The following is a 17,404-nucleotide window of genomic DNA, read 5'->3' as shown; positions in this document are numbered from 1 at the left end:
TATGAAAAAACGTATCATACTCTATAAAAAAGGCTTTCGCTATGAGCTAGCACTAGAAGAGGGGAAAACAGCGACCGTATCGAATCAAGAAACGGCTCAGTTGACCATTTCTTCGCAAGAACATCCCCTTCATTTCCAATGGAGTCAAGGAGAAGTCTTCTACCAATATGGGGAAGACAAGGGCGTGCTAGAAAATAGCAAGATCCTTGGGGATGTGGTCTGTTACTTGGCGACAGGAGAAGTCCATACCTATGAGCTGCTAGACAAGGAAGAGATCCTCGTAGCAGATGAAGAGGGTGCGGATGTGCGCGTGCATTATCCAGTGCGCTTTCTCCTTGTGAAAAAAGACCAGACCTGGACTTGTCAGCTCCTATCAGGGAAACTCTACCATAACCACAAACTCGTCACTGAAGCGACTGTTCCAATGGCTTTTGGAGATGAGCTGGCGATTGGAGATGTGACCTTTAAGCTCTATCCAGAAGAATTTGGCGTGGAAGGAACTGTTGAAGTAAGTCCTTATCTGGTGCCGCGCTTGCATTCGCGCTATGACTTCTACAAGGACTATCCAGAGTACCACCGGTCTCCGCGGATCATCTATCGGAGTTCGGAAGACAAAATCCTGATCAATCCTCCGGGTGCGGAGCCTCAAAAACCATCCGATGAACTCTTGAAGTTAATTATGCCTCCTCTCATCATGGTTGGGGTGACCCTCTTGATCACCATTTTCCAACCGCGAGGGCTGTATATCATCGCGACGGTATCCATGTCTGTGGTCAGTGTGATCTTTTCGGTACAAGGATTTTTCAAGAATCGTAAGAAATACAAAGAAGATAAGAAAGAGCGCGTGGAGCTCTACCATCTCTATCTCAAGGACAAGGCCAAGGACTTGGAACAGCTCTCTCGGAAGCAACGAGAAGGCATGTTTTACCATTTCCCAGCCATCGAAGACTTGACAAAGATGGTCAAACGCTATGATTCGCGGATCTACGAAAAAACACCGCTTCATTTTGACTTTTTGGCCTATCGTTTGGGATTGGGCAAGGTTCCAACCAGCTATGAGCTCAAATATGGTCAGGAAGAGCGCAGTGGGAAGAAAGATGCCTTGGAAGAAGAAGGCTATGCCCTTTTCCAAGCTCATCAAAAAATCGACAATCTTCCGATTGTAGCCAGCCTTAATCGGGGACCAGTAGGGTACGTTGGCCCTCGTCCCATCGTGCTAGAACAGTTGCAACTCCTCGTTGCCCAATTGGCTGTCTTTCATTCCTACCATGATCTGACCATTATTCCGATCATTCCAGAAGAGGAAAAAGAAAGCTGGGATTGGATGCGCTGGTTGCCTCATGCAACTCTGCAAGACATGAATGTCCGTAGCTTTGTCTACAATCAGCGGACACGCGATCAGGTCTTGAACAGTCTCAACCAAATCCTCAAGCTCCGCAAGGCGCAAAAAGAGGAAGAAAAAGCCAATGATACCAAGATCTTCCATCCTCACTATGTGGTCCTCATCACCGATGAAACCTTGATTTTGGACCATGTCATCATGGAGTTCTTCCGTGAGGATCCGACAGAGCTGGGCTGCTCCATCATCTATGTGGCAGACGTGCTCTCATCTCTTTCTGAAAATATCCAAACGGTTATCTCCATCAAGGACCGCAACCAAGGGCAATTGCTCTTGCAAGAAGGGGTCCTTCGGGAGCTCGACTTTCAATTGGATCACTTCCCTGAAGGTTATGACAAGGAAGCCATCTCGCGTGGCCTTGCGCCTCTCAAGCATATCCAACAGCTCAAGAGCTCAATTCCGGACTCGGTGACCTTCCTTGAAATGTACCAGGCGGAAACGTTCAATGACCTCAAGGTTTTGAGTCGTTGGGAGAGCCATGCCCCTTACCAAAGTTTGGCCGTGCCGATCGGTCTGCGCGGGAAGGACGATTTGGTTTACCTCAATCTTCATGAAAAAGCTCATGGACCACACGGCTTGATCGCAGGGACGACAGGATCTGGTAAGTCTGAAACCATTCAGTCTTATATCCTGAGCCTTGCTGTCAACTTCCACCCACATGATGTGGCTTTCCTCCTCATCGACTACAAGGGTGGGGGAATGGCCAACCTCTTCAAGGATCTGCCTCACTTGCTTGGGACCATCACCAACTTGGATGGTGCCCAGTCTATGCGGGCCTTGGCCTCTATCAATGCGGAGATCCATCGTCGAGAACGCCTCTTTGGTCAATATGGGGTCAACCATATCAACCAATACCAAAAGAAATTTAAACTGGGTGAAGCGACAGAACCGCTACCTCACCTCTTCTTGATCAGTGATGAGTTCGCCGAACTCAAGGTCAACCAACCAGACTTCATCAAGGAGTTGGTCTCTATCGCGCGTGTCGGGCGTTCCCTCGGGGTGCACTTGATCCTTGCGACGCAAAAACCTTCTGGGGTCGTGGATGACCAGATCTGGTCCAACTCCCGCTTCAAGCTGGCCCTCAAGGTAGCAGACCGTGGCGACTCTATGGAGATGCTGCGGACAGCAGATGCGGCTGAGATCACGCAGACCGGTCGTGCCTACCTCCAAGTCGGGAATAACGAAGTCTATGAACTCTTCCAAACCGCTTGGTCAGGAGCAGACTACCAGCCTGAGAAGGACCAGCTAGGGATCGAAGACCATACCATCTACTTGATCAATGAACTGGGCCAATACGAAGTCCTCAATCAAGACCTATCTGGTCTGGATATGGCAGAAGAAATCAAGGAAGTTCCAACAGAACTAGATGTCATCGTGCAAGAAATCAACCACTTGCACCAACAAGAAGGCATCGCAGCTGTGGCCCAACCATGGTTGCCACCCCTCAAAGAGCGGATCACGCTGGATGAGTTGGACAAGGTCGTGCCGATCGAGGCTTGGCAAAAACGGACAGCTCCAAGCGTCCTGATTGGGGTCGCCGATATCCCGCAGGCGCAAAAGCAAGAAGCAGTCGCTATCGATCTGTCAAAAGATGGGAATATCCTCCTTTACGGAAGTCCAGGTACAGGAAAGACCACTTTCCTTCAGACAGTCGCAATGGATCTAGCTCGCAAGCAGAGCCCAGAAAATCTGACCATGTACCTGCTTGATTTTGGAACCAATGGTCTAGCGCCCTTGACGCAATTGCCACATGTGGCAGATAGTCTCCTACTCGATCAGACGGAGAAAATCCAGAAATTCATCCGGATCATCAACCGCGAGTTGGATCGTCGTAAGAAGCTCCTCTCTGAGCATGGTGTCGGCACCATCGCTCTCTACCGTGAAGTGACCGGTAAGCAAGAGCCAACCATGGTCATCCTCATGGATAGCTATGAGTCTATGAAGGACGAGCCTTATGAGACAGACCTCTTTAAGCTCTTCATGCGGATTTCTCGTGAAGGTCTCAGCATCGGTGTGCACTTGATCATCACAGCTAGCCGTCAGAACAACCTACGGGCTCAGCTCTATTCCAACTTCAAACACCAGCTGACCTTGCCGCAAAATGATATCTCTGAAGTCCGCGGTATCGTGGGAGCAACCCCACTGGCGTCTACGATGGAAGACATCAAGGGACGAGCGCTCATGAAACGTGACGAAGTCGATGTCGTCCAGTTTGCCCTACCAGTCGCAGGGGACAATGATATCCAAATCATCAACAACCTCCGCGACCAAGTCCAAAGTCTCAAAGAGATGTGGACAGGCCGCACTCCAGCAGGCATCCCAATGGTGCCAGATGAGTTGACAGAAGCAGCCTTCTATGGACGTGAGGATGTAGCAGCTTTACTGAATGAAGGAAAGGTACCACTCGGATTGGATCTGGAGACGGTTGAGCCGGTGACATGGGATCTCAAGAAAGGCAACCTTCTCTATCTGACAGACAAAGAAGAGCAGATGACTCAATTCGTCAAACAAATTGCTCGTAGCAAGCAGAAGGTGATTGTGTTGGCGCCGAAGTATCATAAACTACCAAATGCAGATAATTTATTTGTCTTTTCATCGGCTGAGGAAGTTCTAGAATCTCTTAAAGATATGAATAAGCGTATTGATGAGAGATTGGAGAAACAGTTGTTTTCTCATGATGCTACTATTATTATATATAATATGATTGATCTACTGCAGGAGTTAACACAAAATGGTATTGACTACTTGACGTACTTATTGGAAAAAGGTTTGAAGGTTGGATACGGTGTTGTTGTTATGACTTCGGCTTCTATAAGTCGCAATATTGATTCAGCTTCGAAACAAGTAAGAGCATATAAACAAGCTTTCTTAGCAATTAGATTTAATGATCAAACTATGTTGAATGCAGTCAATAAGCCACTAAGAGAAGGAGTGTTAGAAAAACAATTACATTATTATGTAGTTGATAATCAACTAAGAATAATCAAGGTTTTGATATCGTAATATTATAGGAGATGTAATGGGAAATAAATCTGAATTAATCCAACAGTATAATGAAATTAGTGCTAAGAGTAATGCATTAAATGCAAAAATCGCTGAGTTATCAGAAGCTTTAAAGAATTTAAATAATGTTTCAACTACAGTAGATTATATTCTTAAAAATCATGAAAATATAAAAAATAATTATAATTTGGCTGGAACAGCATATAAAAATGAAACAGAAGCAGAACAAACAACTGTAAAGATAGCTTCGGAGAAATTTTCAAAATATAAAGAAGATATTGCAGGGGAACTCAATGCTAAAATATTATTTCTTGGCTTTGAGGCTGCTGCATGTAGAACGTCAATGAATACATTATCTATACTTATAGATATGGCGAAGGAGTGATAGTTTTATGAGTGACATTATCAAGATACATAATTTACCTGGTATAGATGATTTTGGAAAGTCTATTTCAGAATTTTCAAAATCATATTCAGTTGCTGTTAGTGATACAGAAAGAAAGTTTTCTATTAAAAAAAATAATTCAGAATTAGATGCGTTAGAAGCTTTTTACAAAAAATTAAACATTTTACAAGAAAAAGTTTTTCATAAAGTACCTGAAGAGTTAGAAAAATATTCTACACTCAATATCACGTTTAGTTCAACTATTAAGGATGCTGGATTTGATGTCAAAGCTTGGACTTCAGAAAGCGGGAAAAATACTGTAACACAGACTTTGACAGGTGATCAGTCAACTGCTGTTGAAGATGTCAAGTCTAAATTGCAACCTGCGTTGGATACTGCCACAAGATTATTAGAAATTGATAGTATAAATTTGACCCCTATCCAAACAACAGCACAGCAAGAATTATTAACTGAGTCTACGAATAGATCAAATACACATGATGCGATCGAAGGAGCACACAAAACATTTGTACAGGGGTTGGATGAAATAACGAAGACAATAAATCTGCTTCAAATAGAAGTCAATCATGCAAAGTCGATTTTAAGGATGCCTGCAGATTTTATTTTGGATAGTATTAGCCATAAAATTTTAACGAAGGATAAAATGTATTATCTTGATTCTATGTCAAGCGATGTTGATGCAACAGTAGTAAAAGATATCCTTAGTGAATCTCCTGGAAAAATAATGAAGCAACGACCTGAGGGGATTAGTGGTGGTACATATAATGTACTTTCCGCAGAAGTTACGGATTGGATAGTGCGTGGGAAAAATGGAGATAAACTAGCAGTAAAAAAATTAAATCATCTAGTAGATGCGATGGGGAGTGAGTCGATTGACACTGTATCTCAGTTTACAACTTCAATGATAGAAGCCGGTGATAGAGAAGCTTGGTTTCTAATTGGAAATATGAAAAAGAACCATTCAGAAAATCCGAATGATTCTAAAATTGGTAGAGATCAGAATCGATTAAATAACGTGAATGATTTCATTGGTTTGATGCAGTCTATTAATTTAATTGGTATCGGAGAAGATATAGAAAGATTAAATTATGGTGAATACACTGAGCCAGAAACTAAAATGACCAACAAACAAATGAAAGACATACAAATAACAAGTGATGGAATTTCTTTCTCTGTAAAAACAGATTTTAAACATGTAATACATAAAAATGTTTTGGGAATGGTCAAAGTAGATCAAATTATGACTGCCACTACAACAACGGAAAATTATAATAGTAGTACAATGGCTGGAGCAGGTGCAAATTTGATCTATAATCAAGAAAGGGCATCTAAACTTAAGAAAGCTCGAAAAGAAGCGTTGGAAGAATTTCAGAAAGAAATGGGTAAAGCTATTGGGCAAGGCTTATTAAATAGTCTTATTCCTGGTTCTGGAACAGTCATGGAGCTTTTAGGATCGTTTGCTGGAGATGACAAGGAGAAATCGGATGGTATTAAATCACTTAGTGATTATATTCCAAATAAATACGGGAAGAATGCACTGAAGGTTATTGGTAACATTGCTAAAGACCATTTTGAGTTTAGTAGTAAGATAGAGAAACTGTCAAAAGAGGAATTAAGTAATCAACAAAAAAGCATAGGTGAGTATTTGAAAAAAGGGACTTGGTATCTCAAATCGAATAAAGATACTTATACAGACTCTTCTGTTTACTATGACTTTAATGCAACTCTTCGAGCGGAAGAAATGGACGATAGAGGTATGAAAGGCTATGTAGAAGAAAAAATTCCAGAAGCTACTCGCAATGGTTTAACTCCGGAACAGTGGATAGAAAACCAAATTAAAAAGAACGAAGTTAAAGTTGATAATGATACCAAGAACTATCTTATGGGAGTATCTGATAAAAAAATAACAGATATGAAGCAAGAGGAAATAGATAAACTTACAAATGCTTTAAATGCTATCATTCCGCAGAATGAAAGTACGGGAAACAGAGGCGTAGAAAGGTATATTTTATACCTAGATGAGAAATTTGAATACAAGGAGAGATAAGTATGACTTTTAAAAAGTTTGCAATACTTTCAACGATTTTTGTCGCAATTTTAGGATTTTTTGTCTATAAATACTACCAAGATAAACAAGAAAAAGAAGATTATTACAATAATGTGTACACTTATAGTGGTGACTACGAAATTGGTGATTATGAATTTCTAGGAGATAAGGGTATCGTAGCAAAGTGGGTTAGTAAAGATCCGGAAGAAGATAAACAAATTCGTAAGCACCTTAAGAACGATCCACAAAGTAAAGTTGAATATCATAACAATGATGTTATCATGGCAGGTAAACGTTTTATCATTAGAGAGAATTTTAAAACGATGTCGCGCAAAAAAGGTGGAAGTACCTATCGTTTATTAATCTATGATACAAAAGATCAAACTTTAAAAAAGAAAGAGGTTGATGTATTAAAATGGCTTCGAGAAAAAGGTGAAGGCTGGGGATTAAGTACAGTTGGTCCATCTTTAAATACACTACCTAGCGGAAAGGAAGTGTTGTCTGTCAATATTCAAAAGAGTACAGAAAAAAAGGTAAATGGTATTCCGGTCTCTAAGACAGAAATTAAACCATATTATTTAGATTTGGAAACGGGTAAATTCATTGATTATCAGAAGGAAAGCAAAAAATTAGAGGGATTATATTCTTCAATCAATGAAAATTACCAAGGGGATTCTTTACCAGGAGATGAATTATTACATTATGGTCTTGATTTAAACTATAATACTGTAAACATCAAAAAAGAATTATTTGAACAAAGTAAAGATCTACCAATTCAGAAAGAATATCCGAAGGCTTACAAAATTTTAAAAGAAAATAATAGCGCTTATTATCCAACTTTTAATAGCGATCGAAGTCCAAAAGAAATTTTAAATCATTTATCTCCTCTTATACCAGAAGGTAGTGACATTTTACAAGATACAAGGATTCAATAGTTAAATAAGAAAGGAGATAAAATGGGAACAGGTACTAAACGAATTAGCTCAGAACATATAAAAGGAGTTAAAGCAAGTTTTAAGGTTGCGGATGAACATTTATCAGATAAGTCCTCTGACTTGATAGAATCAGATGCAACAGAAAAATTATCAGCAGCAACAAGCTCCATTAAACAAATGATTACTGATTTGAGTGATACTGTGGAAAATCTTGATCAGTATTTAAATTCAATAGCGGATGCTTTTGATAGAGTGGATGGCGATTTAGCTGAAGCGATTAAAAATAATATAAGTGAATCATTTTCAAATGGGAAGTCGACCAAGCAAATGCAGTCAGAAGAAGAAAAACGTCAAAATGCAGAGAAAAAACAAGAAACAACAAAATCTAAGAAAAAAGTTCAATATCCATAAGTGTCTTATTGTATTTGGGAAAATTTATTGTTTATAGCTGATTTTATTTTAATGAGGAAGTCGTTTATAAATTGGGAGAACCAAATATGAACTGCGATCAAAAAGTTAGACAGAAAAAATCAAACTTTTGGTGTCAGTACACAGGTTCTCTCTTTTTTCATCCCCTCAGCTCTCTCCACCTAGTGACGAACTTGCTCTTCAAACTAATTTCCGGTATGATAGTAGAAAATGTTTTTGAATCTAACTCAATTATAAAAGAAGGGAAATGATCCATGAAAAAGATGATGGTATTACTGGCGAGTGTGTTTGTATTAACAGCTTGTGCTCAGCCGAAAAAAGAGGTCAAGGAGGCGACTGCAAAGAAAACTGAGCAAACTACAAAAGCCTCCTCGTCTGCTAAAGAGGAACAGGGGTTGAAATTTGTAGTGGCACCTCAGTATGAAGGAAAAACATCTGACTTGATCGAACTAGGGAAGAAGTTAGTTAAAGAGCATCCGGAAGCTGGCAAGCAAGGTGAGATTACTTTGTATTATACAGGTAGTACCTATACTTTGAACCAACAAGAATATGTAGTATTTATGTTGGTCAACAAAACGGCAACGAATATTGATCATGATGCAGAATTTAAGCTAAATTGGAGTTACGATGGACAATCTATATATCAAAACCAGTTAGTTGAGTATAGGATTTCTGAAAATGGCAAATTACCGACTCAATCGGCAACGATCTTTTTGCTTCCTTTGACTAAGGAGCAACAATCAATTGTCGAAAGTATAACAGATGAAACGAAAATGAGTCTGAGTATCACAGACATTATGATGAAGTAGGTAATGGGGATGCCTGATATCAGAATACTTCTAGTCATTGCTGTGGCTGTTATTGGATTTCCCTTGTTTACCGTACTCTTTTTTGGACATTTTTGAAGAGAAGTTAGGATTAAGACCCTCTCGTCAAAGAGCGTTGAGGGAGTGGTAGTTGGCTATAAGCGGGCACAAATTGTGGTGGCTCCAATTGTAGAATATAGAGTGGATGGTCAGACCTATCGTAATAGTCTAAAATATTATCGGGTGGTGCGGGCAACACTTCCTTGGAAAACGAATCAAGCGGCTAGCGATATCGATTTGATGGCACAAAGGATAACCATCTACACCAATTCTACAGTCTCAAAGGGCAATCTTTTTCAAGATGCTTTTCCACTGGGATCGAAGATGACGGTCTGGTATAATCCAGCCTGTCCAAAAGAATCCTACGTTGAACGCTATAGTGGATTAGACAGGCTTTTTAAACGGCAGATATGGATTGGAATCTGGAGGTTAATTTTATTGCCTATTTTAGCAGTTGTGGCCATCACTATGGGGATGAAGTATAAATAATGGATCAGCCCTAACTGAATAAATGATGAAGAGAAATCACCGTCCTATCGGTGGTTTTTTCGTCTTCACTTCTCCCTCGAATTAATCCTTAAATTGTGATAAAATAAGGGTTACGAATGTTTTTGAATGGTCTGTTTTTGCATAGAGTCGGGCCGCTCAAAAGCGAGCAAAAGAATCAAGATCAAGGGAGAAACAATGTCCAACACCTTTGAAATTTTAATGGATCAGCTGGATATGCCGCTGGAGATGCGATCTTCCAGTGCCTTTTTGCATGCGGAGATTCAAGAAGTCGTGGTGCACAAGGTTAGTCGGGTTTGGGAGTTCCGCTTTGCCTTTGCGGAAGTTTTGCCGATTGCTTTGTTTAAGGAATTGCGCCAGCGCTTGAAGGATGAATTTTCAAAGACAGGAAACCAGGCGACCTTTACCATCCAAGTGGCCAATCAGGATTTTTCTGCAGATTTATTGCAGGCCTACTACCAGGAGGTCTTTGAAGATGGGCCTTGCGCTAGTCAAGGCTTTAAGGGACTTTACCAAGACTTGCAGGTGCGTGCGGAAGGGCAAGAATTGATCATCTCTGGGCCTTCTTCGGTTGATACGGAGCATTTTCGTAAGAACCATTTGCCTAACCTTGCCAAGCAGTTGGAAGCCTTTGGTTTTCCGCATTTCACCTGTCGAGTGGAGTCTGATGAGGAGTTGACAGAGCAAGAAGTGGCGCGCTTTGAGGAGGAAAATGAAAAGATCTTCCAAGCAGCCAATGAAGAGACCTTGCGGGCTATGGAATCCTTGGCCCAGATGGCTCCGCCACCAGCAGTTGAAGAAAAGCCGGTATTTGATTTCAAGGCTAAGAAGGCGGCGGCTAAACCTAAGCTAGACAAGGCCGAGATCACTCCGATGATCGAGATCACGACGGAAGAGAACCGGATTGTCTTTGAGGGTGTGGTCTTTGACGTGGAGCACAAGGTGACACGGACCGGTCGGGTCTTGATCAGCTTTAAGATGACCGACTATACCTCGAGTTTTTCCCTTCAGAAATGGGTCAAAAATGAGGAAGAAGCCCAGAAGTTTGACATGATCAAGAAGAACAGCTGGCTACGGGTGCGGGGAAATATCGAAATGAACAATTTCACGCGCGACTTGACCATGAATGTCCAAGACATCCAGGAAGTCGTGCATTATACCCGCAAGGACCTGATGCCAGAAGGTGAGCGCCGGGTGGAATTCCACGCCCATACCAACATGTCGACCATGGATGCCCTACCGGAAGTCGAAGAGCTGGTTGCCAAGGCAGCTGAGTGGGGCCACAAGGCGGTGGCCATTACCGATCATGGCAATGTGCAGAGCTTCCCACATGGCTTTAAAGCAGCCAAGAAGGCTGGGATCCAGCTGATCTATGGGATGGAAGCCAATATTGTAGAGGACAAGGTGCCGATCACCTATAACGAGGTGGATCTGGATCTCAATGAAGCGACCTATGTGGTCTTTGACGTGGAAACGACGGGACTTTCAGCCATTTACAATGACTTGATCCAGGTTGCCGCTTCTAAGATGTACAAGGGCAATGTCATTGAGGAGTTTGACGAATTTATCGATCCGGGCCATCCTCTGTCGGCCTTTACGACCCAATTGACTGGGATCACCAACGAGCACGTCCGTGGAGCCAAGCCCTTGGTGCAGGTCTTGAAGGAGTTTCAGGCCTTCTGTGAGGGAACGGTTCTTGTCGCCCACAATGCTACCTTTGACGTGGGCTTCATGAATGCCAACTACGAGCGTCATGGCTTACCAAAGATCACCCAGCCAGTCATCGATACGCTGGAATTTGCCCGCAACCTCTATCCAGATTTTAAACGGCATGGCTTGGGACCCTTGACCAAGCGCTTTGGAGTAGGCTTGGAGCACCACCACATGGCCAACTACGATGCGGAAGCAACGGGGCGCCTGCTCTTTATCTTCATCAAAGATGTCGCTGAAAAGCATGGGGTGACCAATCTCAAGGATCTGAATATCGATTTGATCGATGAGAATTCTTATAAGAAGGCCCGGGTCAAGCATGCGACTCTCTATGTCAAGAACCAGACCGGCCTTAAGAACATGTTTAAACTGGTCTCGCTGTCTGGGACCAAGTATTTCGAAGGAGTTCCACGGATTCCCAAGACCGTGCTGGACGCCCACCGCGAGGGCTTGATCCTTGGATCGGCCTGCTCAGAAGGGGAAGTCTTTGATGCGGTCATGTCGCAAGGTGTGGATGCGGCAGTCGAAGTGGCTAAGTACTATGACTTTATCGAGGTTATGCCACCGGCTATCTACGCACCTCTCATTGCCAAGGAGCAGGTCAAGGACATGGACGAGCTCCAGACCATTATCAAGAGTTTGATCGAAGTGGGGGATCGTCTCGGCAAGCCTGTTCTCGCGACAGGTAATGTCCACTATCTGGAACCGGAAGATGAGATCTATCGGGAGATCATTGTCCGTAGTCTCGGTCAAGGGGCTATGATCAACCGGACCATTGGGCACGGAGAAGATGCCCAGCCAGCGCCACTGCCAAAAGCGCATTTCAGAACCACCAATGAAATGCTGGATGAATTCGCCTTTTTGGGAGAAGACTTGGCACGCAAGATTGTCATTGAAAACACCAATGCGCTCGCAGAGACCTTTGAGCCGGTCGAAGTGGTCAAGGGGGACCTCTATACGCCATTTATCGACAAGGCCGAAGAAACAGTTGCGGAATTGACCTATAAGCGAGCCTTTGAAATCTATGGTAATCCACTTCCTGATATTGTCGATCTGCGGATTGAAAAGGAATTAACTTCTATCTTGGGGAATGGCTTTGCCGTGATTTATCTGGCATCGCAAATGCTGGTGCATCGTTCCAATGAGCGGGGCTACCTGGTTGGGTCGCGTGGATCCGTTGGGTCCAGCTTTGTGGCGACCATGATTGGGATTACCGAGGTCAATCCGCTTTCGCCTCACTATGTCTGCAGTCAGTGCCAGTACAGTGAATTCATCACAGACGGTTCTTATGGATCTGGTTTTGATATGCCGGACAAGGATTGTCCAAACTGTGACCACAAGCTCAGCAAAAACGGGCAGGATATTCCTTTTGAAACCTTCCTCGGTTTCGATGGGGACAAGGTACCCGATATCGATTTGAACTTCTCCGGGGAAGACCAGCCGAGTGCCCACTTGGATGTCCGCGATATCTTTGGGGAAGAATATGCCTTCCGGGCAGGAACGGTAGGTACGGTCGCAGCTAAGACTGCCTACGGTTTTGTCAAGGGTTATGAGCGGGACTATGGCAAGTACTACCGGGATGCCGAGGTCGAGCGCTTGGCTCTTGGTGCAGCTGGGGTCAAACGGACGACCGGTCAGCATCCAGGGGGAATCGTTGTTATTCCAAACTATATGGATGTCTATGACTTTACTCCGGTCCAGTATCCGGCAGACGATGTGACCGCTGAATGGCAGACCACTCACTTTAACTTCCACGATATCGATGAGAACGTCCTCAAGCTCGATGTCCTGGGACATGATGATCCGACCATGATTCGGAAGCTCCAAGACTTGTCAGGCATTGATCCAAATGATATCCCTATGGATGATCCAGGGGTTATGGCCCTCTTTTCTGGGACAGAAGTGCTAGGGGTGACAGCCGAGCAGATTGGAACGCCGACAGGGATGTTGGGGATTCCAGAGTTTGGGACCAACTTTGTTCGGGGCATGGTCGAAGAGACCCATCCGACGACCTTCGCAGAGTTACTTCAGCTCTCTGGTCTGTCTCACGGTACCGACGTGTGGTTGGGAAATGCCCAAGACTTGATCAAGGCGGGCATTGCCGATCTATCGACCGTTATCGGGTGTCGGGACGACATCATGGTTTACCTCATGCACGCGGGTCTCAAGCCTAAGATGGCCTTTACCATCATGGAGCGCGTGCGGAAAGGCATGTGGCTCAAGATCTCAGAAGAAGAGCGCAATGGCTACATCCAAGCCATGAAGGAAAACAATGTTCCTGAATGGTACATCGAGTCCTGTGGGAAGATCAAGTACATGTTCCCTAAAGCCCATGCGGCGGCCTATGTTATGATGGCCCTTCGTGTGGCCTACTTTAAGGTGCATCATCCACTTTATTACTACTGTGCTTACTTCTCGATTCGGGCCAAGGCTTTTGACATCAAAACCATGGGGGCAGGCCTTGAGGCCGTGAAAGCGCGGATGAAGGAAATTGCTGAGAAACGTAAGAACAACGAAGCTTCCAACGTAGAGATCGATCTCTACACCACCCTTGAGATTGTCAATGAGATGTGGGAGCGGGGCTTCAAGTTTGGCAAGCTAGACCTCTATCGCAGTCAGGCGACAGAATTCTTGATTGATGGGGATACCCTGATTCCACCATTTGTCGCTATGGATGGTCTGGGTGAGAACGTTGCCAAGCAAATCGTGCGGGCGCGTGAAGAAGGAGAATTCCTTTCTAAGACCGAGCTCCGGAAGCGTGGCGGTGTTTCGTCTACCCTGGTTGAAAAGATGGATGAGATGGGTATTCTTGGCAATATGCCGGAGGATAACCAGTTGAGCCTCTTTGATGATTTGTTCTAGAAACAAAGGAGGAGAACATGAAGTTAGAAATTTTTGCAGAAGACAAACCAGCTGAAAAAGTCTTTGAGTACAAGCTAGAAGTGGCAGACAATGTGCTGCTCCTTTCCACTGCCATGCTCTCAGGAGCAATTGCTCTAGCCGGCTTATTTTCAGCCTTGAAAGATTAACTGACAGCCTCTATTTTCCTTTTGAAAATAGAGGTTTTTCAGTCCTTTCAGATCTGATAAGTGTTTTCTTTGGCACGGGATTGTGTTACAATTTTTAGTAACGATTGTTTATGACAAGGAAATAGAAAAACAATGGATGTTCTTCCAAAAAGAGGAAATAGAGGAGAAGCGCGTGGCAAGATATTTAGTAGGGCCTTACAACAATAGTTGGAACTTTATGGATGCGATTGAAAAAGCGCAGGATGGGGATACCATCGAGTTTGAAAATGGGTATGTCTTTCAATGGCCGACAAATAAAGTGATCGAGATCGACAAGAACCTTCATTTTGTGGGGCATGTGGTCCCAAATCCAAATGGCAATGGGCGCATGTTTAACAACACGATTGAGGCTTCCTTCCGATTTGTAGAGGGAGCTCAGGTGACATTTGAAGATCTGTGGTTTAAAGTTGGTGGGAATTATACTACCTTGCTCTTATGGAATAGCTCAGATATCACCTGTAAACAGGTCTATTTTGAAGCAACCACTCCAACAAATAATGAATTTTTTATCTATATGGATACGCATTCGAAGTTGACACTGGAAGGAGTCGGGATGAAGGTTCCGGAAAAACACCAAAGTGCCATCGGAATGTCAGCATCAGAATTGTCTATTCGCAATTCAACGATCTTTTCTAAGATTGATCTGTCAGAAGGATCTAAATTGACCTTAGAAAATGTCCATATTGAAAAATTTGGGAATAATACGATCCATGCCAAGGACTCAGAAGTGATTGCAAAAAATTCAACGATTACAGGCGGGGATCTGGAAAAGGATTTTCCACCAGTTTGGTTGAGGAATGTCATCTGGGAGTCTGAAAACTGTAAAATTGAGCTACCTACCGGTACTGGGGTCTGTCTTGATAATAATGTTCAATTCAATTCGGATTCGGATCGTATAACCTCCATCAATTCATTCAATAGTATGATCCGAGCTCACCAGGCTACATTTACAGAATTTTTATGCGTCTATGAAGAGTCCTTTGCTTCCCTGACTGGAGAAACAACCTTCTTGAATGAGAATGCCGAAACCATTTCATTTGGCGTTTTTGATGATGGTGTGCTGATGGCTGAGCATATGATTTGTCATAAGATTGCGGATCCTAATATACGGCTTCAAGGTGGAGCCTTTGCGAAGGTGGGCACCATGACCTATAAGCAAGGGGATGCGCGTGATCTGACCAAGGAAATCGAGGATGACTGTGATTATCTTGTTGGCAGAGAAGTGGCGAAGGGAAATGCGCAAGTCGTTCCTACGGGACAGGCGACGGATGCAACGGTGGCTCCAACCACCGCAAGAGACTCTGGACCAGAGAAGAAACAAGATGCTCTTCAAGAACTCAATAGCCTGATTGGTCTTGAAAAAGTCAAACATGAGATCAAGAAAATGATCAACATGGTGGAATTTAACAAGAAACGAATCGCCAGTGGCAAGGCACCTGAAAAGCAAACCTTGCATGCTGCCTTTATGGGAAATCCTGGTACAGGGAAAACCACTGTGGCCCGTCTGTTGGGACAAGTGCTCTTTGATGCGGGTGTCCTCTCAGGGGAAGAATTCCGTTTCGTGGAAGCAACGGAGTCCGATCTGATTTCTTCGAATATTGGAGGAACGGCTGAACAGACCCAAGCCCTGCTTGAAAAAGCGCGAGGAGGCATTCTCTTTATTGATGAAGCCTATAGCTTGGATAAAAAGGACAGCGGTGCGGACTTTGGGATCGAGGCGATCAATACCATCCTCAAATTTATGGAGGACAATCGTGACGACATCATGATTATCTTTGCCGGCTATACCAAGGAAATGGAGGAGTTCTTAAAGACCAATCCAGGCCTTCGTTCTCGGGTACCAAATAATTTCATCTTTGAAGATTTCACAGGAGATGAGATTGTCCAACTAGGTGAAATGATCCTGAGCAAAGGAGACTACAAACTCGAAGACCGGGATTACTATGCGCGGCATGTTAAACGGGCTTATGATGGCTCGCTAGATAAGAGCAATGGTCGCTGGATCCGTAACCTGGATGAGCAATTGACCAAGACCATGGCAGATCGGGTGGTGGCCCAAGGTTCTGACGATATTGAGACCATCCTCAATAGCGATATTGATGCTGTTCTTAACCAAGGTAAGTATCAAGCAGGAGCCGACAAGGAAGAAGATGGGATGGCTGCCCTCAACCGTTTGGTTGGAATTGCTAAGGTGAAAGAGCAAGTTGAACAATTCGTGGCCATGGCTGAGTTCAACCAAAAACGGGCTGAACAAGGTGGCATCGTTGAAGATACGACCTTGCACTCTCTCTTTCTTGGAAACCCCGGTACAGGGAAAACGACTGTGGCCCGCATTTTGGGTAATATCCTCTTCCAAAAGGGGGTTATCAAGCAGAAGAAGTTTATCGAAGTATCCCGGAGCAATCTGGTTGGAGGCTACCAAGGTCAAACAGCCTTGAAGACGCGCGAAGTCCTAGAAAGTGCACTGGGTGGAGTCCTCTTTATCGATGAGGCCTATACGCTTTATACCGGTTTAAATGACGATTTTGGGAAGGAAGCCTTGGACGAAGTCCTCAAATTTATGGAGGATCACCGCCGCGATATCGTCATTATCTTTGCTGGTTACACGAAAGAGATGCACGACTTCTTGCAGGTCAATTCAGGTCTACAAAGCCGGATCCCAACTACATTTGATTTTGAAGACTACAGCCCAGATGAGATCGTGGAGATCGGTTTGTTAGGATTGCGTAAGCAAGGTTACCAGGTCAATGAAGCCCTTTATGGAGAGATTGTGAAAGGGAATTATATGCGTGCCAATGACCATAGTAATGGTCGCTGGGTCCGCAATCTCAATGAAAAACTCTTGCGCCAAGTATCAACTCGGGTAACCCGTGAAGGTAGTACAGACTACAATTCCATTTTGGATCAAGATTTGGAAGCTTTGAGAGAGAATAGCAGTTCAGAGCAACCCCATACCGTGGATGATCAAGGCTATGTTCTTCCTTAAGCTGAAGGAACAAGAAAAAAGAGGCTGGGACAAAAGTCCTAGCCTCTC

The 17,404-nt window shown here is 43.7% G+C and carries 10 protein-coding genes; all 10 read left to right on the top strand.

Translation table 11 applies throughout. From position 1 onward, the window contains the following. The first annotated feature begins 1 nt into the window (after window position 1). The 10 genes from essC (at window position 2) to HMPREF2704_RS04485 (ending at window position 17,356) form a co-directional block, all read left to right on the top strand. Entirely contained in the window at window positions 2-4,402 is a 4,401-nt protein-coding gene (gene essC / locus HMPREF2704_RS04525; protein WP_070845801.1) for a type VII secretion protein EssC, read from the top strand. A 16-nt stretch (window positions 4,403-4,418) separates the two neighbouring features. Then, on the top strand, window positions 4,419-4,787 hold the full coding sequence (locus HMPREF2704_RS04520; protein WP_024054634.1) for a hypothetical protein: 369 nt from the start codon (window positions 4,419-4,421) through the stop codon (window positions 4,785-4,787). 7 nt (window positions 4,788-4,794) lie between these two features. Further along, the gene (locus HMPREF2704_RS04515; RefSeq protein ID WP_049523158.1) at window positions 4,795-6,855 is read left to right on the top strand and encodes a hypothetical protein; all 2,061 of its coding nucleotides are present in this window, start codon (window positions 4,795-4,797) and stop codon (window positions 6,853-6,855) included. 2 nt (window positions 6,856-6,857) lie between these two features. Next, window positions 6,858-7,790 carry a hypothetical protein gene (locus tag HMPREF2704_RS04510; RefSeq protein ID WP_024054636.1) on the top strand — a complete coding sequence of 311 codons (933 nt, stop codon included), beginning with the start codon at window positions 6,858-6,860 and terminating at the stop codon, window positions 7,788-7,790. Window positions 7,791-7,811: 21 nt separating this feature from the next. Beyond that, window positions 7,812-8,201, top strand: a complete 390-nt coding sequence (locus tag HMPREF2704_RS04505) for a hypothetical protein (RefSeq protein ID WP_024054637.1) — start codon at window positions 7,812-7,814, stop codon at window positions 8,199-8,201. 272 nt (window positions 8,202-8,473) lie between these two features. Further along, window positions 8,474-9,028 carry a hypothetical protein gene (locus tag HMPREF2704_RS04500; RefSeq protein WP_024054639.1) on the top strand — a complete coding sequence of 185 codons (555 nt, stop codon included), beginning with the start codon at window positions 8,474-8,476 and terminating at the stop codon, window positions 9,026-9,028. A gap of 141 nt (window positions 9,029-9,169) precedes the next feature. Then, window positions 9,170-9,574, top strand: coding sequence for a DUF3592 domain-containing protein (locus tag HMPREF2704_RS04495; RefSeq protein ID WP_024054640.1), 405 nt, complete (start codon window positions 9,170-9,172; stop codon window positions 9,572-9,574). A gap of 195 nt (window positions 9,575-9,769) precedes the next feature. Then, window positions 9,770-14,164 (top strand): PolC-type DNA polymerase III, encoded by a 4,395-nt coding sequence (locus HMPREF2704_RS04490; RefSeq protein WP_070845799.1) that lies wholly within the window; start codon window positions 9,770-9,772, stop codon window positions 14,162-14,164. A 17-nt stretch (window positions 14,165-14,181) separates the two neighbouring features. Then, a complete protein-coding gene (locus HMPREF2704_RS11155; protein WP_003004689.1) occupies window positions 14,182-14,331 on the top strand; it encodes a hypothetical protein in 150 nt (49 codons plus the stop codon). Window positions 14,332-14,503: 172 nt separating this feature from the next. Continuing rightward, on the top strand, window positions 14,504-17,356 hold the full coding sequence (locus HMPREF2704_RS04485) for an AAA family ATPase (RefSeq protein ID WP_061591298.1): 2,853 nt from the start codon (window positions 14,504-14,506) through the stop codon (window positions 17,354-17,356). Window positions 17,357-17,404 lie beyond the last annotated feature (48 nt).

This window comes from Streptococcus sp. HMSC076C09, assembly GCF_001837905.1.
Lineage (GTDB): Bacteria > Bacillota > Bacilli > Lactobacillales > Streptococcaceae > Streptococcus > Streptococcus parasanguinis_I.
This window is presented reverse-complemented; position numbering and strand designations above follow the sequence as displayed.